This window comes from Rathayibacter sp. AY1B8 (assembly GCF_002932775.1).
Taxonomy (GTDB): Bacteria; Actinomycetota; Actinomycetes; order Actinomycetales; family Microbacteriaceae; genus Rathayibacter.
In genome coordinates this window covers 23,705-45,986 of sequence record NZ_PSWJ01000028.1, presented here as the reverse complement: position 1 = coordinate 45,986, position 22,282 = coordinate 23,705, and the positions used below count along the sequence as shown (strand labels likewise).

Here is a 22,282-nt window from a genome sequence, read left to right as displayed (position 1 = left end):
CGCGGCCGTCAGTGCGCGGGGACCCGCTCCGGACGGATGCGCTCGGGAACGGGGACGAGCGCGTGGGTGATCGCGCTCGAGAGGGTGAAGGCGCTGGAGTCGAGGTGCGAGGAGTGCCCGAGTCGTGTCGCTTCGGAGGCGCGCTGCTTCGCTCCGGAGGCGGGCCGGATGTCTCCCGAGAGGCTGATCTCGCCGAACGCGGCGATCCCGGGCCGCAGCGGCGTGTAGGCGTGGGCGGAGGCGATGGCGACTGCGATCGCCAGGTCCGCCGCCGGCTCCATGAGCTTCACGCCGCCGACGGTCGACACGTAGACGTCGCAGCGCCGCAGGGGGATGCCCGCCTGCCGCTCGAGGACCGCGAGGATCATCGCGACCCGGGACGCGTCGACTCCGTTCGTGACGCGGCGGGGGTGCTCGCCGTCGTTCGCGATCACGAGCGCCTGGATCTCGACGGGGAGCGCGCGGCGTCCCTCCATTGCGACCGTGACGCAGATGCCCGGGGTGGGGAAGCGGGTGCGGCTGAGGAACAGACCACTCGGGTCGGGGATCTCGGCGATGCCCTCGGCGGTCATCTCGAAGCAGCCGACCTCGTCCGTCGGGCCGAAGCGGTTCTTGAGCGAGCGGACGAAGCGCAGCGCCGTCTGCCGGTCGCCCTCGAAGTGGCAGACCACGTCGACCAGGTGCTCGAGCAGGCGCGGCCCCGCGATGGAGCCGTCCTTCGTGACGTGTCCGACGAGCACGAGGGGGAGCGCCCGCTCCTTGCAGACGCGGATGAGGGTCGCGGCGACCTCGCGGACCTGGCTGGGACCGCCGGGCAGGCCGTCGACGGTGTCGCTCGCGACCGTCTGCACCGAGTCGACGATGAGCAGGTCCGGTCGGACCTCGTCGATCTGGCCGAGCACAGTGGCGAGGTCGGTCTCGGCCGCGAGGAAGAGGCTGTCGTGCATCGCGCCGGTGCGCTCGGCCCGCATGCGCACCTGCGCGGCCGACTCCTCCGCGCTGACGTAGAGGACCCGCTGGCCCTCGGCCGCGGCGCGGCTCGCGACCTCGAGCAGGAGGGTCGACTTGCCCACGCCGGGCTCTCCCGAGAGCAGCACGACCGCGCCGGAGACGATCCCGCCGCCGAGCACGCGGTCGAGCTCGCCCACGCCGGTGGGGCGGTGCGCCGCCGACGTGGTCTCGATCTCGGTGATGGGCCGCGCGATGCGGCCGGCGGCCGGAGCCACAGCGGCGACCGCGCGGACGAGGCCGGTGCGCTCGGTGCTCTCGATCACGGAGCCCCACTGCTGGCACTCGCCGCAGCGGCCGACCCACTTCGCGGTCGTCCATCCGCACTCCGAGCAGCGGTACGGGGCGGTGCGCGTCTTCGAGGAGGCCATGAGGTCCTTTCGGGGCGGGGGAGGGGGACGAGCGCGACGCTACGGGGGACCCCCGACACCGCCGCTCGTTCGAACGTGTCTTCGACAGTACCGTCGACCACCGACGCCGGGAGCGGGGCGCGCCAGGCCGGGGGAGAGGTCACGTGGAAGCCGTCTGTGGAGGAGCGTCGTCGCGGAGGGGGTGGAGGCGGGGGATCGCGCCACGGAAGACGACGCCGCCCCGAGCGCCGCCCCGTCGGCGTCGGACGTCTGCGGGAGACTGGGGGACATGCCCTCGACAGTGCACGTCCTCAAGTCCGGCCGCCCGCTCGGAGTCAGCTGGTCCGGCCCCGAGGGCGCCGAGCGGGTCGTCGTCCTGGCGCATCCCGCTCCCGGCTCCTCGGACTTCGACCCCGACCCGGAGGAGACCGCGCGCCACGGCGTGCGCCTGCTCTCGTTCGACCGCCCGGGCTACGGCGCCTCCTCCCTTCTGACCGACCTCGACCCCGCCGGAGCGGGCGTCGGAGCCAGCCCCGAGCAGGCCGCCGCCGACATCGCCGAGTACCTCGCGACCGTCGGCATCGCCTCCGTCAGCGCCGCCGGCTGGTCGGCAGGAGGCCGCGTGGCCCTCGCACTCGCCGCGAACTACCCCGGCCTCGTGGAGCGCGTCGCCGTGATCGGCACGCCCGCTCCCGACAGCGCCGTGCCGTGGGTCGGCGACGAGAACCGCGCCGAGCTCGCCCGCCTGGCCGGCTTCCCGCTCGACGAGGCCGTCCGCTCGCTCACCCGCACCCTCGAGGGCGCCTTCGGCCCGACCCCCGCCCCGGACGCGCTCCTCGGGATGCTCGGCTCCGGCGACGCCGACACCGCGGTGCTCGAGACCCCCGGAGTCCGCGAGCGCCTCTCGCGCATGCTCGAGCGCGCCGCCGCCCAGGGCGCCCTCGGCATGGCCGCTGATCTCATCGGCTACGGCGTGCAGGAGTGGGGCTTCGCCGTCGAGTCCGCCGAGCCGCCCGCGCTCCTCCTCTACGGCGCCGAGGACGCGGTCGCCGGCCGCCGCCACGCCGAGTGGTACGCCGCACGGCTGCCCGACTCCCGCCTCGAGGTCGTTCCCGGCCGCGGCCACCTGCTCGCGATTCCGGAGTGGGACCGCGTGCTCGGCTTCCTCCTCCCCGCCTGACGGCGGCCCGTCCTCTCGATTGGCGCGACTTCCGGCCGTCGCGTACACTCGACCCCGGTACCGTGTCCGAGCGGCCGAAGGAGCATGTCTCGAAAACATGTGTGGGCTTGCGTCCACCGTGGGTTCAAATCCCACCGGTACCGCGCTCGCGGATGCCCTTACTTCCCCGTAAAGACGGGGAGGTAAGGGCTTTCGTCTTACTCGCAGCGGCTAGCCCGACAACAATCCGACAGCCGTTCGATCAGCCGCAAGGGGACGCCCTTGGTGGACGTGCTTCCGCGCCATCAGCCTTGCGTGAACCTCTGGCACGCCTCTCACCGTGATTCGATCGGCTTCAGACCCGCTAGTCTCGGACATACCCGGAAAGATTCGGTTCATTTTCGTTTGAAGGAGCCCGCGTGGCCGAACCCTGGCTCTCTGTCGACGACATCGCGGACTACCTGGGCGTAACAAAAGACACGATCTACGCCTGGATCGCCGACAAGGCGGTGCCCGCTCACAAGGTTGGTCGGCTCTGGAAGTTCCAGACGAGCGAGGTCGACGAGTGGGTGCGCCGCGGAGACGCCGCATTAGACACAGACGCATGATTCGCGCGACCACGCGCTGCTTGGGAAGGAATCTGCATGAGTGATCCGGGCCTGTTGCCACTGCGCACCACCTGTGTGCCGCGAGAGGACGTGCTCCAGGGCGGTCTCGCCGATAATCACTTCGCAGCGCAGCTCGACAAGGTCGTGCGCGACGCCGAGCACTACCCGGTGTACGGCGACGCTGAGGCGTTCTTCGCTCAGACCTACCCGACCTCGGGGTTGAAGACCCTACTGACCAAGACCTTCGGTCGAGTTACCGGAGCGAAGGGCATCGCTGGAGAGAACGGTGTTTTGCGACCCACCACCTCCTTTGGTGGCGGCAAGACGCACGGTCTCACGGCGGTCTATCACCTCGCCGGCGGGGCACGCCCGGCTAACATCGCAGAGTTCATCGACCCGAAGCTGCTGCCGGACGGCCCTGTTCAGGTTGCCGCGCTCGTCGGTGATGCTCTCGACCCCACGGCCGGGGTTGAGACCGACGGAAACCGCACCTACACGCTGTGGGGCGAGATGGCCGCACAGATCAGCGACGAAGCGTTTGCTGCAATGGCCGCCAATGACGCTGAGCGCACAGCCCCGGGAACCGGCACTATCAGAGCTGCCTTCGCGGGCAAGCCAACGATCGTCATCGTGGACGAGATCGCCAAGTACCTGCGTGCTGTGTCTTCCTCGGGCAGCGAAGACGTGCGCCGTATGGCCCGCGCGATCCCGGTGTTTCTGGGGAACCTGTTCGAGGTCGCATCCGACCCCACCAATAACGTCTCCGTCATCATCACCTTGGCAGCGACGACCAACGCCTTCGGTGCTGAGACCACTGAGATAAGTGACCTCACTGGCAATGAGAAGGAACGCGCCGATAGCGCGAATGCCGCATCAGTTAAGGCCGCGGAAGAGACCGGCGACGTGCTCACCCGCGCCGTCCAGCCGTCAGCCGTGATCCGTCCAGCAAACGACAACGAGATCGGCGAAATCCTCAAGAAACGCCTCTTCGCGTCGGTTGATGAGGCCGCCGCAGAAGCAGCAGGCAATGCCTACCGCCATCTGTACGAGACTCTTGGCAGGACCGAGCAGTTGGCTGGCGGCGCAGAACGCCCAGCGACGTATGGCGAGCTGGTGACCACGACCTACCCGTTCCATCCCGAGCTCGTACGCGTGCTCGACAAGCGCCTGGGTAACATCACAAAGTTCCAGCGGGCGCGAGGTGCGCTCAAGCTGCTCGCTGAGGTTGTTGCGCACATTTACAACACGAACGATGACACGGCGATCATCAACGTGGGCGATATCAACTTCGACAACGATCCGGTTCTCAACCACCTCACGGATGGACTAGGGCGAGCCGAATACGCATCCGTGGCCGAGGGTGACTTTGCGGGCAATCAGTCACACGCCGCAGCCGTGGATGCCGATGTCTTCCCCGGCAAACCTGCCTATGCCACCCGCGTGGCACGCACGGTGTTCACGCATTCGCTTGAGATGGTGGCGACCGCTGGAGCTGGACGTAACGACTGGACCGTCGGAACACTCCGCCCCGGCGAAGACGCCGCAATCTTTGAGAAAGCACTTACTGAGTCCGAAAAAGTCTTCTGGCACTTGTCGTTCGACGGTGGGCGTTGGCGATTCAACATCGAGCCAAATGTCAACGCAATTATCGAGACTGAGAAGCGCAACGTCGCCAACACCGCAGTCGCTGCGATGGTGGACACTCTTATCCGCAATGCGTTCGCCAACGACGGGGGCGCGAAAGCCGTCTACTTCCCGTCGGGTCCGGCCGAGGTCCACGACGAGGCTGGGCTGAGGGTGGTCGTGCTGGACTACAACGTCGTGTCCGTCACGCAAAAGGGCGCAGATCAGCCGCCTGCCGCAGTCATCGAGATGCTTGACAAGGTCGGTTCCGTCGGAAGCCCCAGGACCTACCGAAACGCCGTAGTGTTCGCAGTCCCCGACGAAGAGCAAGTCGAAGTTCTGAAAGACCGCGCACGAGCTTTGATCGCGTCCAACAACCTTGCCAGCGATGCTGCTCGGCTCGCTCAGTTCAGCGACGAAGTGCGCAGGAAGGTCGAGGTCTACAACAAGGAAGCCACCCTCAACGCTCGTATCGCAGTGACCCGCTGCTACAAGCACATCTACTTCCCGTCCGGCGACAAGACCACCGGGTATCTCCGTCATCGTGAGCTCCCTGCTCAGGCACAAGGCGACACGAAGAACGCAACCTCAGCGGTACTGAGTCTGCTTGAAGACGAAGACAAGATTCGCAGCAGCCCATTCACCGCCTCCTACCTCCGGTCGAAGACCTGGCACGCGGCAAGCTCGGCGACCACTCGCTCCATCGCTGATTTCTTCTGGACCGACCACACCATCCAGATCGTCCGCAACCCGAACCTGATTCGCGAAGCAATCGTCAACGGCATCAAGAACGAAAACTGGGTCTACTACGACGCTGCTACGGGAAAGACATACACGGCAAGCACGATGGCTGGGTTCTCACCCGAGATGAAGCCCGACGCGGAGGTGATGACCGCTTCTGAAGCACAGTCACGAGGCCTACTCGTTCGGAAGCCCACCCAGACCGACTTGCGTCGCGTCATCACCAACGATGACCTCACCGGGGCCGAGATTCGTTCCCGCCTCGAAGCCGAGTGCGGCGGCGAGCCGACCAAGACGGATGTCCTTGAACTACTCGCCACGGCCGTACAAGCCAGCGATTACAAGTGGTTCGTTGTCCTCGATGCTGAGCCCGCTTCGGGCGTCCGGGCGCTGTCGCCGTCCGCGATCAAAGACAAGGGCCTCGACGGCCTACGCATCCTCAGCCGAGAAGCAGCAGATGCACAGGATATCGAGTTGCCAACACGCACTCCGAACTCGAAGACCTTCAACGCAGCCGGCCCAGGTGGGGCGGCGATGCAGAGCCTCCTCGATCAGATTTCCGACTTCACAGTGCCGACCGTGAGCACCATGACCTTGAAGGTCACAGCCGACGAAGCGTCTGGCACCAGCGACATCGACCTCGCGGTTGCATCGCTCGGCATGTTGCAGAAGCAGAGCATCACCGTTCGTGCCACGATCCGCGCCGAGTTCAAAGGGGTGGCGGGCGGAGTCCAGTTCCAGGGAACCGCTGATCGACAAGACTTCCAGTCTGCGTACAACCATGTGAAAAAGGCCATCTCCGGAGCGAACAAGGTGGCGGGTGAGGTCACCCTCATCTTCCGGTTCGCTTCAGCCCTGGACGTCACCGATGCTCAGTTCGGTCAGATTCACACGGTCATCAAGAACCTCGGGATGAAGAGCACCACCATGACGGCGGAGGTCACCAAGTGAGTGCCGTCAAACGCATCCGCCCCGCAACCCACCTCGCGCTGGTCGAGGGGGTCCGAGGGTTCCGGCTCGTCGTGACCGCAGGCCGAGGCGAGACATTCGGAGTGGCGCTTGAGGAAGCGTACGGGGAAAACGGCGGCACAATCACGGCGCCCGTCAGCACTGCCACGCCCGTTCAGACCGGACGCGTCGTCGATGCGCTGTTCGTCGCGGTTCGCAAGGCAGGCCACCAGCCGAGCGTGTTGGCCTTCAAACGCGAGGCTCCAATCCGCCTTGGCGAAGCAGAGGGAGTCCGCCTGGCACTGGTCATGCTTGCGACCCAGCCCATCGCCAAGCACGAGCGAGTCCGTGCGCTTGTAGCCGGGATCAATGCCATGAGCGTTGAGGAAACCTACTACTGGTACTCAAAGTGCACGGGACTCGATGGCAACCGCGCCCGCAAAGCACTCCGAATCCTCCTCGCCGACTAAGGACACGATGTGACCACTCCAAGACCACGAGTCCTCATCGAGGACTGGCTCCCCGTCGCTGAACTTGGTACAGAGTCGCGTCGCGAGCGGACGATTAGCGTTGCCATCCCTCCGCTCTCACGCATCCACGTTTGGTGGGCACGGCGCCCGTTGGCAGCCTCCGCAGGCGTGGTCCTAGCGGGGCTCATGCCCGCATGGAGTGACAGGGTTGCCGAGCAAGTTCGTGGAACCTTGCGCGCGTTTCCCGCTGAGGTGCAAGCAGAAATTCTTCACCCGAGACCAATGGTCAGGAATGCCGCACGGTACGACTCACCCAACGAACGGTGGTATCGAGACTGGTTCCTCCACCTACTTGGTATTTGGGGAGATCCGGTGACGGCTCGCGCAAAGTATGACGCAGCCGTTGCGTCAGGTGTTCGAGTTCCCAATCCGTATAACTACAAGCAGGCATACAAGAACAGTGTCGGGTTGCCTCACATTGTCGTCCTGCACGATCTCCTGCGCGCGACTTGGGGCGCTAACTTGCCCGCAGTGCTCGATTCAACCGCTGGTGGCGGGAGCATTCCATTCGAGTCTGCACGGTATGGTCTTCCCACGATCGCGAGTGACCTGAACGCTGTAGCGGCAGGCATCTTAACCACCGGAATCTCAGTCCCGGCCGCGTTCGGAACAGAGATCGTTCCAGACCTGCGACGGTGGGCAACGACGTACGTTGAACGGATCGCCGACGCAACTCGCCAGTACTTCCCTTCACCCCCGCAAGAGAAGGTGGAGTTCTATCTCTTTGCCCACACCGTCGCCTGCCCCCGCACTGGACATGCAATTCCACTGACGCCGGACTGGTGGCTCAAAAAAAAGAAGGGGAACGTCGCCGTCCGCGTTACCTACGAAAAGGATGGCCAGCCGTTGGAGTCGCCCACCTTCGAGGTGGTCTCGGGCGTTCTTGACTTTGATCCTTCCGAAGGGACCTCAGCGCGGGGCAAGGCCGTATCGCCCTACGACAACCTTGTCGTCGAAGCCGATTATATCCAGGCGGAGGCGCAGGCGGGTCGCATGTGGCCGACGATGTACGCGGTGGTAACTCGATTGCCAAACGGAAAACGGTCCTTCCGTGCGCCGACAGACGATGACCGTGCCGGCTTACTGGCCGCTGAGAGGTCGCTCGCGCAGGTACGCGACGAGTGGGAGCGGAACGGATTCATACCCACAGAGGAGTTCCCGCAAGGAAACGACGTTCGTCCTCTGAATTACGGAATGACTTCGTGGGCAGACTTCTTCTCACCTCGTCAGCTGTTAGTACATGGCATCGCAAGCAAGGAGTTTCATGCGTTGGTCCCCGAGGTCTTAAATGACCTGGGTGAAGAGAAGGGTCGAGCGGTGCTTGCGGTTCTTGCTCAGCTCCAGGGGAAGGCGGTGAATTGGAACTCTCGCCTATCGTCCTGGAACATCAACCAGCAATCGACGCGCTCGGTGTTCGATCGCCACGACTTCGCCTTCAAGTGGACATTCGCCGAATACGAGGGCTCGGACGGCTTGTACCCGTGGACTCTGCATGTCATCGACAACTTCGAAGCTAACGCGCGATTGTTAACAGAGGTGGGGTTGGAGTCCGGCTCCGATGAGCGGATCCCACGAGAAGTTCGTGTTCTGCAAGCTAGCGCAGCCTCGCTTGACGGGGTCGAGGACGAGTCGATTGCACACTTGTGCATGGACCCTCCCTACTACGACAACGTCATGTACGCCGAGTTGGCCGACTTCTTCTACGTGTGGGAGAAACAGACGTTCAAGGCGGCAGGCTACGGCTTCTTCCGGGATGGACTTACCGACAAGGACAATGAGGCGGTGGCGAACCCTGCGCGGTTTGCCGCGATGGGAAGGAGGAAGAAGGAGTTAGCCGATCTCGACTACGAGACGAAGATGACGGCGATCTTCTCTGAATCTCGTCGCGTGCTTCGTGATACTGGTGTGCTTTCCGTAATGTTTACCCACAAGCGGGCTGAAGCGTGGGACACCTTGGGCATGGGTCTTTTGCAAGCAGGTTTCACGATCGAGACATCGTGGCCCGTGAACACTGAGGCGGAGAACTCTCTGCACCAAGCAAATATGAACTCCGCAGCATCCACGATCATGCTGGTGTGCCGCAAGCGAGCTGACCGCAACGACGATCGCAAGGTGTACCTCGATGACATCGAGCACGACATCCGTCAGGCAGCCCGCGATGCCGCAACGCGATTCCAGCACGACGGCATCGATGGTGTTGACCTCCTCCTCTCCTCTTACGGGCCAACACTTTCGGTGATCTCGCAGAACTGGCCCGTTTACTCGTCCACTCCCGACGCAGACGGGCGCGACCAGTTGCTCCGACCCGAAGGCGCCCTCGCCTTGGCGCGCGAGGAGATCGTGGACCTACGTCGTTCCCGCCTCGTCGGGCAGGCTGCAAAAGTGGATGGTCTCACTGACTTCGTGCTCCTGGCTTGGGACACTTTCGGCGCCCGAGAGTTCCCATTCGATACGGCCCGCCTCCTCGCCCTAGCAGTAGGCGGTCAGGACGTCGATGACCTGGAACGCGCCAAGATCGTCTCGAAGGCATCTGGGAAGGTCAAGCTCTTGACACCTAAGGAACGCCTACGTCGCGGCGCCTATTCTGAACTGCCGGGCGTGACACCCGAAGCGTCGTCGTTCGAGTACATCATCGACGCTGTGGATACAGCTCTGTACATCGCCGAGGTGGACGGCCAGCAGGCAGCAAAAAGATTCCTCGACCGTCACGGATACACCAGCAACGCAGGGTTTATTTCTACCCTGCAGGGTTTAGCGAACGCGATCCCACGCACCAAAGTCAAGGGTGCCTGGGTGGTGCCGGAAGCTGGGCTCATCGACACGCTCTGCACCCTCTACTTCGATGACGTTGTGCTCCCAGAGGCGGAGGAGCTGGCTGCGGTGGCGGACGCCGACGAGAACACACTGTTCGACGTGGAGTGACATGACCGCGGACAACAGCGACGCTCTACCACCAGGCTCGCCGACGGTGTCGGCGACGTCCGGCCTGTTCCCGTACGACCCCATATCGTCTACCGACTCGTTCCAGACTGTTGACCTCGGAGCAACCTACTCACCGGACGACCGCCCGTTCGAGACGTTCTACGTGCCGCTACTGTCCCGGGCGGTGACCTACGACCGAGCCGTCGGCTACTGGTCGGCGGCCGAGCTTCAGTACGCGGCACAGGGAACGGCCCACTTCCTGGCCAACGGCGGGAGGATGCGTATCATCGTCGGGGCGCAACTTGCACAAAGAGACGTGGATGCCGTTATCAACGGCAAGCCTCTCGACGATGTAGTTGCCGAGCGGCTGCTCGCTGACCCAGAGCTCGCCGGTGCGCGGATCGTTCAGAGCGAACACCTGAGCGTGCTCGCTTGGATGGTCGCCACCGACCGACTTGAGATCCGCGTTGGTGTCCCGAGAGGCGAGAACGGCGAGCTGCTGACACATCGGCAGTCAGGGCGCTACTTCCACACCAAGTATGGCATCTTCGCGGATAACTACGGCAACAGGGTTGCCTTCAATGGATCGAACAACTCGTCGGTGACCGCTTGGGCGAAGAACCATGAGACCTTTGACGCTTACCCATCGTGGAACGTTCCCATATGGGACTACTTGGGCGTGCATAAGGTTCTCGACTTCGAGAAGCAGTGGAGCAACAACGCTGACGCTGGGTGGGCTGTCATCGACCTGCCGTCGGCAGTCCGGAAACACCTCATCGAGCACGCACCCGAGACCCCACCACTACCGCCCGGCACCGCTCTCCCGCCCTCTGAAACACCGGGATCGACAGGGAGCGACGGGAACGAGTTCGATGTCGAGGCTGCCTGGGAAGAGCTTGTCGCATTGCGCGACGCACCAACTGAGTCGGCCTGGACGGGCGTCGGATCGGCGTGGGCGCAGCCTCTCCCGCACCAAGCCGAGCTCATCAACCGTGTCGTGAGCACCTACCCCCGCGGCTACCTGTTCGCCGACGAGGTTGGGCTCGGCAAGACTGTTGAAGCAGGCATGATCCTTCGTGAGCTCTTCACGTCGGGCCGGGCGAAGAAGGCACTGCTGCTCGTGCCCGCGTCTGTGATGAAGCAGTGGCAAGAAGAACTCCACGAGAAGATGAACCTCGATGTCGCCCGCTTAGACAAAGGCGCCTTCGTGGATCGTTACGACGAACCGATCCCCGTCGACCCGAACGCCAACCCATGGTCCGCGTTTCCCATCGTGCTCGCTTCGTCGCACCTCGCTCGCCGCCGTAACCGGCGGAGACAGATACTCGACGCCGGACCGTGGGATGTCGTCCTGGTCGATGAAGCCCATCACGCCCGCCGACGCGGCTCCAAGCCGACCGACACTCCGAACTCTCTCTTGGCGCTGCTCCAAGAGATGCGGGACAAGGAGATGTGGCGCGCGTTGTACCTAGCCACCGCCACACCGATGCAGATGAACGCGCATGAAGCCTGGGACTTGATCTCCTTGCTCGGCCTCAAGGGCCGGTGGGGCGTCAGCGCCGAGGATTTCATTCGATACTTCAAGCTCCTGGCGATCGACCCGATGCACAGGCATTGGGACCTGCTGTGTGCGATGCTGGACGACTACTTCTCCGACCCACAGGCCGAGCGGGATGCCGACCTCGAACACCAGATCGATGACGCGCTTGGCTGGACGGGTGCATACGTGGTCACGGCTCTGGCCGGGAACCCGCCGAGCGCGGACCTGAAAGCCAAGTTTCCGAACGAGATCTCCGAGTGGATGGACAAGTGGCTCCGCCGGCATACCCCGATGCGGGATCGTGTCTTCCGCAACACGCGAAAGACATTGCGCGAGTATCAAGCAGCGGGAATCATCCCTGACGACGTGGTCATCCCGTATCGACACGTCGAAGATGAGTTCATTCCACTACAGCCGAACGAGCGACGCCTTTACGAGCGCATTGAGGAGTACATCCGCCGCCACTACAATGCATATATGGCTGAGGCGGGTAACCAGGCACTCGGGTTTATCATGACCATCTATCGCCGCCGCCTGACCTCATCATTCGAGGCAATCAAACGGTCTCTTCGCCGTCGTCTGAGTGTCTTGGAGGACGGCAAGAACCTCGCTGAACTGCTCACCGAGGATGACAACGTGGATGTCGAAGGATCGCTGTTCGAGCCGGAGGCGTTCGACACGAGAGCCGACCGACTCCGCGACGAGATCGTAGAACTCAAGTCGTTCCTCCGAGACCTCGACAGCATCACTGGCGAAGACAGCAAGGCCAGCCAACTCGTCGCGGACGTGACCGAGGCGCTCAACACCTACTCGTCTGTGGTGGTCTTCACTCAGTACGCCGACACGATGAACTATGTCCGCGAGCGGCTCCTTACCGCGGGATACCGTCGGCTCGGCTGCTATTCAGGCAGAGGCGGAGAGGTCTACGACCAGGAGTCCGGGACATGGGCTGAGGTCACCAAGTCGGAGATCAAGACCAAGTTCCGCAGTGGCGAGCTTGAAATTCTCATTGGTACCGACTCCATGAGTGAAGGTCTGAACCTGCAAACGTCGGGACGGCTGATCAACTATGACATGCCATGGAACCTCATGCGCGTGGAGCAGCGGATCGGGCGCATCGATCGAATCGGTGCGTCCTACAAGAACATCCGCATCAGCAACTACTTCTACGCCGATACTGTCGAAGAGCAGGTCTATAAGGGCATCGCAGAGGACTACGGAGACTTCACCGACATCGTTGGTGATGCTTCCCCTGTTCTCGCGAACATCGAGAAAGCCATCGAGCGTCTCGCCCTGACCGCCCACACAACTCCATCCGACTTCGAATCGGAGGTCGGAGAGCTTCGGCAGCAGGTCGAGAACATCACGAACGAACCGGTGGGCAACGACGATCTGGGCGCCCCCCCTGACGTGGGCCGCGTCAAGGAACCGCCACACATGGTCGGCACCATAACGCCGGAAAACCTAGAGCGACTGCTCACGACGAACGGGCTCAGCCGCACTGCCTTCGCGGTGAACGACCAGCACACGAAGGTTTACCGGTTCAAGCCACCTGGCGAGAATCAGTCCAAGCTGTCATTCAGTGAACTGGATGGTGTGCGGGACATCGAGGAGTACTTCGATCCGTCTCCCGTCGAGGCACTACCGGTGACGTTCGATCGCACCACATGGGACGAGAGTGAGGACGCCTCGCTGATCTTCCTCACCTATGGGACACCGGAGCTCGCGGCGCTACTACCGGCCGTGGACGCCGGCGTCGACTGACGCGCCGCCCGCTACCTCCCCTCGAGTGAACTCGAAACGATCTGCAGGCTTTCGCCTTCGGCGCCCAGTTTTCGTAGTGTCGCTTGGCCAAATTGATGACTTGGGCAGGCCCGAAAGCGATGTCAGCGTTTCCGCTTCTTCTTCGGACGACGCACTTGCGTGCCCTTCGCGTGCGGCGGGAGGGGTGCCCGCGACGCTTCGATCGGTCGGGGCTTCTGGAGCTCCACATCAAGCTCTGGGCTCGGGGTGGGCAAGCGATCGTCGAAGAGGACGTCGACAAGACTGCTCGTGGCTTTGTCGTAGACAAAGGCAGTTCCGCGATGAAGCCCGAGTTGGTACTTCTTGGCCTGAAGGTACATGCGGAGCGATACTGTCGACTTCTCAGGATCGGAATCCGCGGTAGGAGTCGCCCATACAAGCAACCAGCCTTCACGCTGGTCTGTGCCGAGCGCGATCGTACGCGACCTCTCATGCCTGGCATCGTTTACGGACCGGAGGAGCTGGCGGGGAATCCTTAACATCTGGTCTTGCGTGGCGCCGTTCGCAGAGAGGAGAGTTGCGCTCGTGCTCAGCCACGCATAGTCCTTGCGCGCCTGAAGCTCATCGACCAGCGGTGCCAGCGCAGCATTTCTCATCGTCGGCTTCGGGGCGTCCGCGATCCCTCCAGGCAGGTTGCGATTGTGCCACTCATCGAGTGCGTCCGTGCGGCTGCTGATGATGATGAGCTTCTGCTGCTCGTAGCGGCGGATATCTGTCGGCTTCGGTGTGGACAGATGTGGCAGCTCGCCAGAGGCTGCGTGGGAGCTGGGCTCGACAAAAAGCCCTGCTTCGAAAAAGTACAGGAACAGGTCGAGCTCGTCAGGCGCTCGGAACTTCAGGGGTACCAGCGGGGATGTACGTCTTCTCAGATAAAGAAGGAACTCGGCTGGCCTGTCGACCAGGTCGATGATGACCTGCAGGTCATGGAGTGATATCGTCCATGGCACATGTGCAGGGTTGAGCAAACCAGCTGCGATCAAGTCACCCGCTGCTGTTGCGACACCGGGGAGGTCCTCAAGGCTAACAGCGACGGTGTGGATCTCTCGGATGTGTGCGAGGTCGCGCCACCCGGCCTTGTAGAGCCTGAGCCCGCCGTCCTGGTCGATGCGCTCCTCAACGCGCGCCGCTTGAGCGGCAGCCTTTGTGATGATGGCGGTGAGGTCGCGGCGAAGGATCGGTCCCGCCCCCGTCCGGCTCGTCGCGGACATCGCGTTCGCCTTGACCTCGACGATGACTGCCACGTCGTCGAGCACGAATAACAGATCTCCTTCGACTTTCTTCGCGAAGCCGGTCGGTTCGCCGTCACGCTCGGCATCGTTCGCCGGTACGAAATATTCGAACGACGAGTAGACATCCGCTCCGGGTAGAACCTGCTCGAACGCGGCCTGGGTCAGAGTCTCTGCAAGGCCACCGCGCCAGTTCTGGTAGCTGTTCCATGCTGGAGTCGACGTCAGCGTCGATTCGAGATGTTCGCGAATCGCGGGCAGAGTTAGCGCGTCGTGGACGAGCATGTACTCACCGCGTGTGGTCTTCACCACTGGGTGCGTTCGCAACAAGTTTCTGCCCTCCACAAACGCGTCCGCGAGGTCGCGATCGCTCGCATCTTCGACGGCAAGAGTGAACTCGTCGAGGACTGACTCGACCAGCGTGGCTGGCATATTGAGGGCGGCGGCGACGTCAGAGGCCCCGACCGCTACAAGGTCCGCGGTGGGCTGTCAGCAGGTGTTCCAGGCGATCTGGAACGCCGTTCGGTCTCTGGCTGCGTCCGCGGTCAGTTCAGCAAGCTGCCCCATCGATTCCTCGGCGCGAGCGTTCATCCGCTCCACCTGCAAGCCGTGAAGCGCAGTAAACACGCGATCCGCGTCACGCGCGTTGAAACCCAGGTGTTCCTGCAACGCGTGAGCTGCGTCGTCGTGGTCGAAGAGCGCGAGCATCGTCTTCCGAACCATATCGGCGTAGGAAGAGTTGCGGAGCCAGACCTCGCGCATGCGCGTGGTGAACGCGACTTGGCTCATCGGTGCAGGTTCGCTCTCGCGCGAACTTATGAACTGGCGAGCGATCAGGAGATCGACCAGCGCGGCGGCAGCGTGTGCCCACTCATCCGCAGCCACGTACAACGAGTTCGGTTCCTCGTCAGCTGCAGAACCATCGGAATCGCCGACACATGCCGCGAGAGCCAGGAGCGCGAGAAGCTCCGCGACTGCGACGCCCGCCTGGGGTACGGGCTTGGCCAGGGACCCACTCCGCCACGGGAGGCAGGCCATGCGTGCCAGCTCGATGACTCGCTCGGGCCGATGAACCGACAGCTCACTGGTGAGCGTCGACAACGCCTCGTCGATCTGCAGATCTGCTTCGCCGAGAGGATCTGAGGAGCGCAGGAGACCCGCCATTACGGTATGGAGGCGGACTGCGCCGTCTACGATTTCGTGGGCGTGAGGATCCCGCGCGTCTCGATGTCGTTGCTTCCCGTTCTTGCGTTTCTTCGCCACGCAGCTACTTAACCAGCAATTGGAACTCGACAGCCGGCGCTCATGCCGCGCCGGCCGACATGTCGTGCCAGTCGGCGGATCGGTCATCTCGTGGTGGCGTCACATGCACCCCTTCCTGCACCAAAGATCCCGGCTCAACGGATGCAGGCGCAAAGCACCCCCAACTTCACAGGTGTTCGTTTCATCGCACGGAGCCACGCCTCCGGGCATGGCAGACCTAGCCCTGCTTCCCAGCGAAAGCGATGAATGGCTGCGCACCGTAGCCATACCCCTGACCTGGTCGCCAGCCCAAAAGCCGACCTCGCTCGTCGTCGCAAGCTCCGCCGCGCAGGGTCGTTCCGCGTGCACGGCACCCCGGTCCGAGGTACGGCCTGAGTACTTCCCGCATTCACCGCAAACGACGGGGAAGCAAGCCGGGAGGAGCCCGCCATGATCACCACGACCGCCACTCACGCAGCCACGATCAATACGCCCCGAGTATGGATCGGATGCTTGCACTGCTATAATGACGGCCGACTGGTCGGGGACTGGCACGACGCCCTCGATGCCGACCAGGTGACGCTCACAGACGTGCATCACCGCTCCGGCACGAGAGGCCGGTCAGGGTGCGAGGAGCTGTGGTGCTTCGACCACGAGAACATCCCCGTGACCGGCGAGCTGAGTCCCCGCGATGCGGCTCTCTGGGGCGAGGCGCTGGCTGCCGTCGAGGATCACATGCGGCCCGCGCTGACGGCCTGCGTCGAAACCGGGGACTACATCGCCGAGGGCGACGGTCACCTTCCGAACATCGCAGACTTTGACGAGCGCTACTGCGGCGAGTGGGAATCGTTCTGCGAAAACGCTGAGCAGCTCGCTGAGGACATCGACCTTCTTAGGGATGTACCTGACGAAATGGCTCGATACTTCCACTGGGATGCCTGGACACGAGACCTGGAGTTCGACTACACAACCGCCGACGCGGCTGGCGGTCGCATCTTCGTTTTCCGGTCCCTGTGATGGCCGGGGCCACGGTCGATCCCGTGGCCCCGGCCATCGCTGCTATAGCGAGAAGTCGTCACTGTCCGGTTGGGGAGAGTCAAACCACGATCCCCCGTCTGCGAGCTGCGCGAGTTCATATCGACGCGCGACATCCCTTCGGACGGTGGGCTGGCCGAGCGCACGGGCGTGGTGACGACGGGCCGCCTCCCGACCGCGATCCCCGGTGTGGTCCTCCGCCGCGAGCCTTTGAGCGAAACGACGCTGGACGAGCGACTTATACACCACGAGCGACAGACGTCGGCAAGCGGGTTGCGTTCAGGGTGACGGGATCCAAGGCCGGATTCGCCACGAGTTCGCGCACATCGGCATCGACTGGTGCGGTAGCTGCCGGAACTCTGACCTCGTTCACGCCGTCCATTAGTGGTCCAGTGAGCGTCGGTTCGACGCTTGTCGCTGATGCAGGGAACTGGGCTCCATCGACTGTCGCTTTCAAGTATCCGTGGAGTGCCAACGGAGACGCGCTCGTCGGAGCGACCGCATCGACTTACAAGCCCTCGAGCGCGACGATCGGCAAGAAGATCACGGTCACTGTGACGGGCGTGAAAGCGGGATGCACATCGGCATCGAGGACCTCGATCTCCAGCGCGTCCGTTTCGGCTGGCACGCTGTCCGGTGCAATCCCGAAGATCGCAGGTAGCGCCGTCGCCGGTTCGACTTTGACGGCGAATCCGGGTACGTGGGAACCGTCTTCAGTTAGCTTCAGGTATCAGTGAAAAGCGAATGGGGTGGCGCTCTCCGGTGCGACTGCGAGTTCCTACAAGCCGTCTTCTGCGACCCTCGGGAAGACGATCACCGTCGTTGTGACCGGCAGCAAGGCCGGCTACGTGTCGACGGGGTCCACTTCCGCACCCACGGCAGGCGTCGCGGCCGGCGCCCTCACCTCAGCAATGCCGAAAATCACGGGAACGGCGAAGGTCGGATCGACCCTCACTGCATCTGCGGGTTCATGGGGCGCAGCTACCGTGACGCTGACGTACCAGTGGAAAGCGAACGGAGTCGCCATCGCCGGGGCGACTGCGACAACCTACAAGCCGACAAGCGCGACCGTGGGCAAGGTGATCACGGTCACAGTCACGGGCAAGAAGACCGGTTACGTCACCGCAAATCGAACGTCTGCGGCTACGTCGGTGGTTGTGAAGTAGCGTCATCGACGAAGGCCCCCCGCTTCCACGGAAGCAGGGGGCCTTCGTCGTTCTCGGCGTCGTGTGGCGGTCGCGACGTGCGGGCCAGCCGGCGTGGAGCGGCCGGCGCGCAGGGCCCGGTACAGGCGCCTGACCGCGTGGTCGGGCTCGGCCGAGCCGACGTCCGAGAAGGAGCCCGCCCCGCCCCAGAGCCCGAGCGCGTCGGCGGCCGCCGCCCGCACCTCTCGGCGGGTCGTCGCTCCGGCGAACAGCTCGTCGAGCCGGTCCGCGACGCGGGCCCGCGCGCCGTCCTGCTGCGACCGCGCGACGTCGCGCACGTCGGCGACGGCCGCCGTGATCTCGGCGAGCACAGCGGGGATCGTGCGGTCCATCCTCCTGAGCCTAGGAGCGCGAGCGCGAGCGCGAGCGCTGCGAGGCGGCGTGGGTCAGGAGCGTCGCCACGACTCCGACGAGCACGCCCAGCGCGGTCTCGAGCGCCCGGTCGCGCAGCAGCACGAGCTCGTCGACGGGGTGCGCGAGCTCGACCATGAGGATCGCGAGCGGAGTGACGAAGGCGAGGGTCAGGCCGTAATTGCGGCCGACGACGAGCTCGGCGGTCATCTGGAGGAGCACCACCACCACGATCACGGCGAGCGGGGAGAGCGGCAGGGCCAGGAGCGCGGCCGCGATCAGCACTCCGACGATCGTGCCGAGCATCCGGTGGCCCGCGCGCACGAGCCGGGCGCCCGCGTCCGCTCCCGAGACGGCTGCGACGGCGGAGACCATCGCCCAGTAGGGGTGGCCCAGGCCGGTCGCGGTCGGGATGGTGCCTGCCACCAGGACGACGGCCCCGAAGCGGAGCAGGGCGGCGCGCGTCGCCGGACGGGCCGCCGCCGCGCGGAACGAGGTGCGCCACGGCGTCGGGGCGAGGCGGCGTGCGCGGGGGAGCGCGAGACCGCTCAGGCCGACGACGAGCGAGAAGGCGGCGGAGCCCGCGGCGAGAGCGACGGCGAGCGGGATCCGCGAGGGCTCGGACGGGACGGACGCGCACGCCGTGACGGCGAACACCGGGAACAGCGGGCCGGGCGGGTGCCAGTGCAGGGCGTCGCTCAGGTAGGCGGCCGCGACGGTCACGGCGACCACGACGGGGATGATCAGCCAGTCGCGGTGAGGAGAGAGGGAGACGACGGTGCCGAGGGTCACGGTGGTGACGAGGAATGCGGCTGCCGACAGCTGCATCAGCAGGCGCGGCCGGTGCGTGTGCTGGCGACCGTAGAGGGCCGTGAAGGCGCCGAAGGTCGCGTAGAGGGCGAGATCGGTGCGGCCGAGCGCCCAGAGGACGAGCAGCGGGACGGCGATCGAGACGCCGGCGCGCAGGGCGACGCGATGGGCGCCGGCGTGCGGGCCGAAGGCGAGGAGCTCGCGGGGGTGGGGCAGAACGGGGGTGGCGGCCATCGGGTCCTCTGATCGGGGTCCGAGCGGCGGCGGCCGGAGAAGTGTTTCACGGGTGAAGCAGATATACTTTACGTGTGAATCAGTCTGAAAGCCAGCCGGGCGACGCGGTCGACGAGATCAGGGCGGGCTGGGCGGTGCTGCGGCCCGAACTCGACACCTCCGCCGTCGACGTCGTCGGGCGGCTGATCCGCGCCTCCGCGCTGATCGTCCGGGCGACGGAGGAGCTGCTCGCCGCCCACGGGCTGACCCGCGGCGAGTTCGACGTGCTCTCCACGCTGCGTCGCGCCGGCGCTCCGCAGTCGCCGACGACCCTCCGGACGATCGCCCTCGCCTCCGCTCCCGCGATCACCAAGCGCGTGCACTCGCTGGAGCGTCGGGGCCTGGTGCGGCGCGCCGCGAACCCGGCGGACGGGCGCGGCTCGCTCATCACGCTGACTCGCGAGGGGGAGGAGCTGGTCGACCGGGCCTTCCCCGAGGTGCTCGACGCCGAGCGGGCGCTGCTCTCGGGGGTGCCCGCCGATCTGCGGGCGGAGGCGTCGCGTTCGCTCCGCGCGGTGCTCGCGAGCGTCGAGGCCGCCGCGAGCCGGTGACCCGCGTGGTGACTGCGAGGCGGCGGGCGCTCGCTACCGTGGTCCCATGCGCCTGACCTCGAGCTTCACCGTGCCGACGCGGCCGCCGGTGCTGCAGCTGGTCAAGACGGCGGCGGCCACGGTCGTCACCTGGCTCCTCGCCGGCGTCGTCTTCCCGGGGACGCTGCCCGTCTTCGGCGCGATCGCCGCGCTCCTCGTCGTCGCGCCGAGCATCAACCAGTCGTTCTCCAAGGCGCTCGAGCGCTCGGTCGGCGTCATCATCGGCGTGATCGTCGGATCCGTGATCGGCACGGTGCTCGGCGGCGAGAGCATCATCGTTCTCCTCGCGATCGTGGCCGCGATCGCCGTCGGGTGGGCCGTGCGCCTGACCCCCGCCTCCGCGGTGCAGATCCCGATCAGCGCGATGCTCGTGCTCTCGGTGGGCGCGGTCACGCCGAACTACGCGCTCGACCGCATCCTCGAGACCCTGCTGGGCGCGGCGGTGGGAGTCGTCATCAACGTGCTCATCGTCCCTCCGGTCGTGCTGGCGCCGGCCGAGCGGGCGATCGGAGACCTCACCGCTCAGCTCGCCGCTGCCCTCGACGACCTCGGCGACGCCCTCCAGGCCCCCGTCCCGCGACGCCGGCTCGACGAGCTGCTCATCAACGCCCGGCTGCTGCAGACCATGCAGAGCAAGGCGGAGGAGGCGATCGCGACCGGCGAGGAGTCCCTCCGCCTCAACCCGCGCCGCTCCGCCCACCGCGACCGGCTGCTGGCCCTCGACTCCGTCGTCCCGCGGCTGGGGCGCATCGTGACCCGGGTCCGCGGCATGACGCGGACCGTCCACGACCTCTACGACGACGAGCTCGTCGGGGAGCCGACGATCGCCGACATCGCCGTCCAGCTGCACCGGGCCGCCCACGATCTGCGGCTCCTCGTGCAGTCCTCGGTCGACGTTCCCGAGCCGGAGGCGATCACGGACGAGCTGCCCGCTCTCACCGCGCCGCTCGTGATCGCGACTCCGCATCCGCAGCACTGGATCCTGCTGGGGGCGCTCGCCGAGGACCTGCGGCGCATCCGCGAGGAGATCGTCGGCGCGGAGTCCTGACCGGCGGGCGCCGAGTGGCGTCGGCGGGAGGGCTGCTCTCGCGGGCGCTCGGCGTCTCGCGCCGCGCGACATGCGGCTCGTGGTGGCCTGCGGTGGTCAGCCGTCCTGCTCGCCGTCCTCCCTCGATCCGCCGCCCTCGACGAGCTCGCCGTCGCCCGGGTCGGGAGCGACCTGGTGCAGTGCCTCGGGATCGCTCGCCTCGGCGTGGAGGGTCTTGCCCTCGGCGATGAGGGAGTCGTCGTCCACGAGGATCCCGGCCAGCTCGGTGATGCGCCCCCGGAGAGCGCCGCTCGGGTCCTCGGTGGGCGCGTCCTCCTCGGAATGGTCGACCTCCGAGTCGGGGTAGCGGCGGAGGGCGGCCTCGTCCCGGTCGGGCTGCGGCGCCCGCGCGTGCTCGACGCAGAGGCGGGCGACCTCCTCCGCGTGCGCGTGCATCACGGAGTGGGAGGCGTCGGGGATCTCCCAGGCCCGCGCATGCGGCATCGACCGGGCGATCTCCTCCGCCCACTCGCGCGGCACGAGCCGGTCGAACTCGCCGCGGATGACGAGGGCGGACGCGCGGATCCGGGGGACGGTCTCCTCGATCCGGTAGTGCATCATCTCGGGCAGCACACGGGAGAACCAGCGCGGTCCGCAGAGGAGGTAGGCGCCCGCGGCGAGGATCGCGACCTTGAGCGGCTCGCGGACGCTCGACTGGGCGAAGCGGAGCGCGGCGGTCGGGAGGCGGCGCTCGTGCCGGTTCATCACGGGTCCGAGCAGGACGATGGTGGTCAGCTCCGGACGGCGGGCGGCGAGCTCGGCCACCACCTGCGTCCCCATCGAGTGGCCGAGGACGACGGGATCGTCGAGGCCGAGCTCGTCGATGACGGCGCCGACCAGCTCGGCGTAGTCCCCGATGTCCATGCGCCGCGCGTCGATCGGGTGCGGCACGCCGCCGAAGCCCGGCAGGTCGAGAGCGTGCACCGGACCGAACTCGTTGAGCGCGGGCGCGAGGCGCTCGAAGTAGGTGGCCGCGACTCCGATCCCCGGCACGAGGACGAACGTGCGCTCGCCGTCGCGCCCCACTGTGCTCACCCGCGCCCAGACGTCGCGGTGGTGCACGCGCTGGACCGAGACGTCGGTGCTGCGGGTGCGGCGGTGCGGATCCCGCCCCCGGGAGCGCGTGGTCGCGAAGACGTCGCGGACTCCGCGCCGGAGGGTCGTGGCGAGGGTGGGGAGGAGGTCGCTCGGGCGGAGCACGGGGCCTCCTTCGATCGGGGGAGTCGGTCGC

Annotated in this window: 16 protein-coding genes, 1 tRNA gene and 1 pseudogene; 12 read left to right on the top strand and 6 right to left on the bottom strand. The window is 65.5% G+C overall.

Annotated features, from left to right (window positions below; translation table 11 throughout):
- Positions 1–8: 8 nt before the first annotated feature.
- Positions 9–1,379 carry a DNA repair protein RadA gene (gene radA / locus C5C63_RS14395; protein ID WP_104239282.1) on the bottom strand — a complete coding sequence of 457 codons (1,371 nt, stop codon included), beginning with the start codon at positions 1,377–1,379 and terminating at the stop codon, positions 9–11.
- Positions 1,380–1,647: 268 nt separating this feature from the next.
- Between radA and C5C63_RS14390 the strand changes: the two genes are divergently transcribed.
- From C5C63_RS14390 to C5C63_RS14365, 8 genes and pseudogenes are all read left to right on the top strand, one after another.
- A complete protein-coding gene (locus C5C63_RS14390) occupies positions 1,648–2,538 on the top strand; it encodes an alpha/beta fold hydrolase (protein WP_181110629.1) in 891 nt (296 codons plus the stop codon).
- Between the two features lie 56 nt (positions 2,539–2,594).
- Positions 2,595–2,681: transfer RNA gene (locus tag C5C63_RS17155), tRNA-Ser, on the top strand.
- 255 nt (positions 2,682–2,936) lie between these two features.
- A complete protein-coding gene (locus tag C5C63_RS14385; protein ID WP_104326311.1) occupies positions 2,937–3,125 on the top strand; it encodes a helix-turn-helix domain-containing protein in 189 nt (62 codons plus the stop codon).
- Between the two features lie 36 nt (positions 3,126–3,161).
- The gene (locus C5C63_RS14380; protein WP_104326310.1) at positions 3,162–6,440 is read left to right on the top strand and encodes an ATP-binding protein; all 3,279 of its coding nucleotides are present in this window, start codon (positions 3,162–3,164) and stop codon (positions 6,438–6,440) included.
- Positions 6,437–6,907, top strand: a complete 471-nt coding sequence (locus C5C63_RS14375) for a hypothetical protein (protein ID WP_104326309.1) — start codon at positions 6,437–6,439, stop codon at positions 6,905–6,907. The genes C5C63_RS14380 and C5C63_RS14375 overlap by 4 nt, the downstream gene beginning before the upstream one ends.
- Before the next feature lie 9 nt (positions 6,908–6,916).
- A pseudogene (locus C5C63_RS17575) lies at positions 6,917–7,096 on the top strand (DUF1156 domain-containing protein); the annotation flags it as partial.
- A gap of 342 nt (positions 7,097–7,438) precedes the next feature.
- On the top strand, positions 7,439–9,889 hold the full coding sequence (locus C5C63_RS14370; protein WP_258065472.1) for a DUF1156 domain-containing protein: 2,451 nt from the start codon (positions 7,439–7,441) through the stop codon (positions 9,887–9,889).
- Position 9,890: 1 nt separating this feature from the next.
- Positions 9,891–13,193, top strand: a complete 3,303-nt coding sequence (locus C5C63_RS14365) for a DEAD/DEAH box helicase (protein WP_181110628.1) — start codon at positions 9,891–9,893, stop codon at positions 13,191–13,193.
- Positions 13,194–13,315: 122 nt separating this feature from the next.
- On the opposite strand, the gene C5C63_RS14360 is transcribed toward C5C63_RS14365, so the two are convergent.
- Both C5C63_RS14360 and C5C63_RS14355 read right to left on the bottom strand, forming a co-directional pair.
- Entirely contained in the window at positions 13,316–14,890 is a 1,575-nt protein-coding gene (locus C5C63_RS14360) for a hypothetical protein (RefSeq protein WP_104326306.1), read from the bottom strand.
- Positions 14,891–14,947: 57 nt separating this feature from the next.
- Entirely contained in the window at positions 14,948–15,622 is a 675-nt protein-coding gene (locus tag C5C63_RS14355) for a hypothetical protein (RefSeq protein ID WP_104326305.1), read from the bottom strand.
- A 528-nt stretch (positions 15,623–16,150) separates the two neighbouring features.
- Here C5C63_RS14355 and C5C63_RS14350 point away from each other — a divergent pair.
- Both C5C63_RS14350 and C5C63_RS16765 read left to right on the top strand, forming a co-directional pair.
- Entirely contained in the window at positions 16,151–16,717 is a 567-nt protein-coding gene (locus C5C63_RS14350; RefSeq protein WP_104326304.1) for an antirestriction protein ArdA, read from the top strand.
- Between the two features lie 767 nt (positions 16,718–17,484).
- A complete protein-coding gene (locus C5C63_RS16765; protein WP_181110627.1) occupies positions 17,485–17,901 on the top strand; it encodes a hypothetical protein in 417 nt (138 codons plus the stop codon).
- A gap of 2 nt (positions 17,902–17,903) precedes the next feature.
- Here C5C63_RS16765 and C5C63_RS14345 read toward each other — a convergent pair whose 3' ends face one another.
- Positions 17,904–18,272, bottom strand: coding sequence for a hypothetical protein (locus C5C63_RS14345; protein ID WP_104326303.1), 369 nt, complete (start codon positions 18,270–18,272; stop codon positions 17,904–17,906).
- A gap of 10 nt (positions 18,273–18,282) precedes the next feature.
- Entirely contained in the window at positions 18,283–19,335 is a 1,053-nt protein-coding gene (locus tag C5C63_RS14340) for an FUSC family protein (protein ID WP_104326302.1), read from the bottom strand.
- Between the two features lie 74 nt (positions 19,336–19,409).
- Here C5C63_RS14340 and C5C63_RS14335 point away from each other — a divergent pair, with 74 nt between their 5' ends.
- Both C5C63_RS14335 and C5C63_RS14330 read left to right on the top strand, forming a co-directional pair.
- Positions 19,410–19,925: a MarR family winged helix-turn-helix transcriptional regulator gene (locus C5C63_RS14335; protein ID WP_104262354.1), complete on the top strand. Its 516-nt coding sequence runs from the start codon at positions 19,410–19,412 to the stop codon at positions 19,923–19,925.
- A gap of 46 nt (positions 19,926–19,971) precedes the next feature.
- Positions 19,972–21,012 (top strand): aromatic acid exporter family protein, encoded by a 1,041-nt coding sequence (locus tag C5C63_RS14330; RefSeq protein ID WP_104225996.1) that lies wholly within the window; start codon positions 19,972–19,974, stop codon positions 21,010–21,012.
- 96 nt (positions 21,013–21,108) lie between these two features.
- Here C5C63_RS14330 and C5C63_RS14325 read toward each other — a convergent pair whose 3' ends face one another.
- A complete protein-coding gene (locus C5C63_RS14325; protein WP_104326301.1) occupies positions 21,109–22,251 on the bottom strand; it encodes an alpha/beta fold hydrolase in 1,143 nt (380 codons plus the stop codon).
- Between the last annotated feature and the right edge of the window lie 31 nt (positions 22,252–22,282).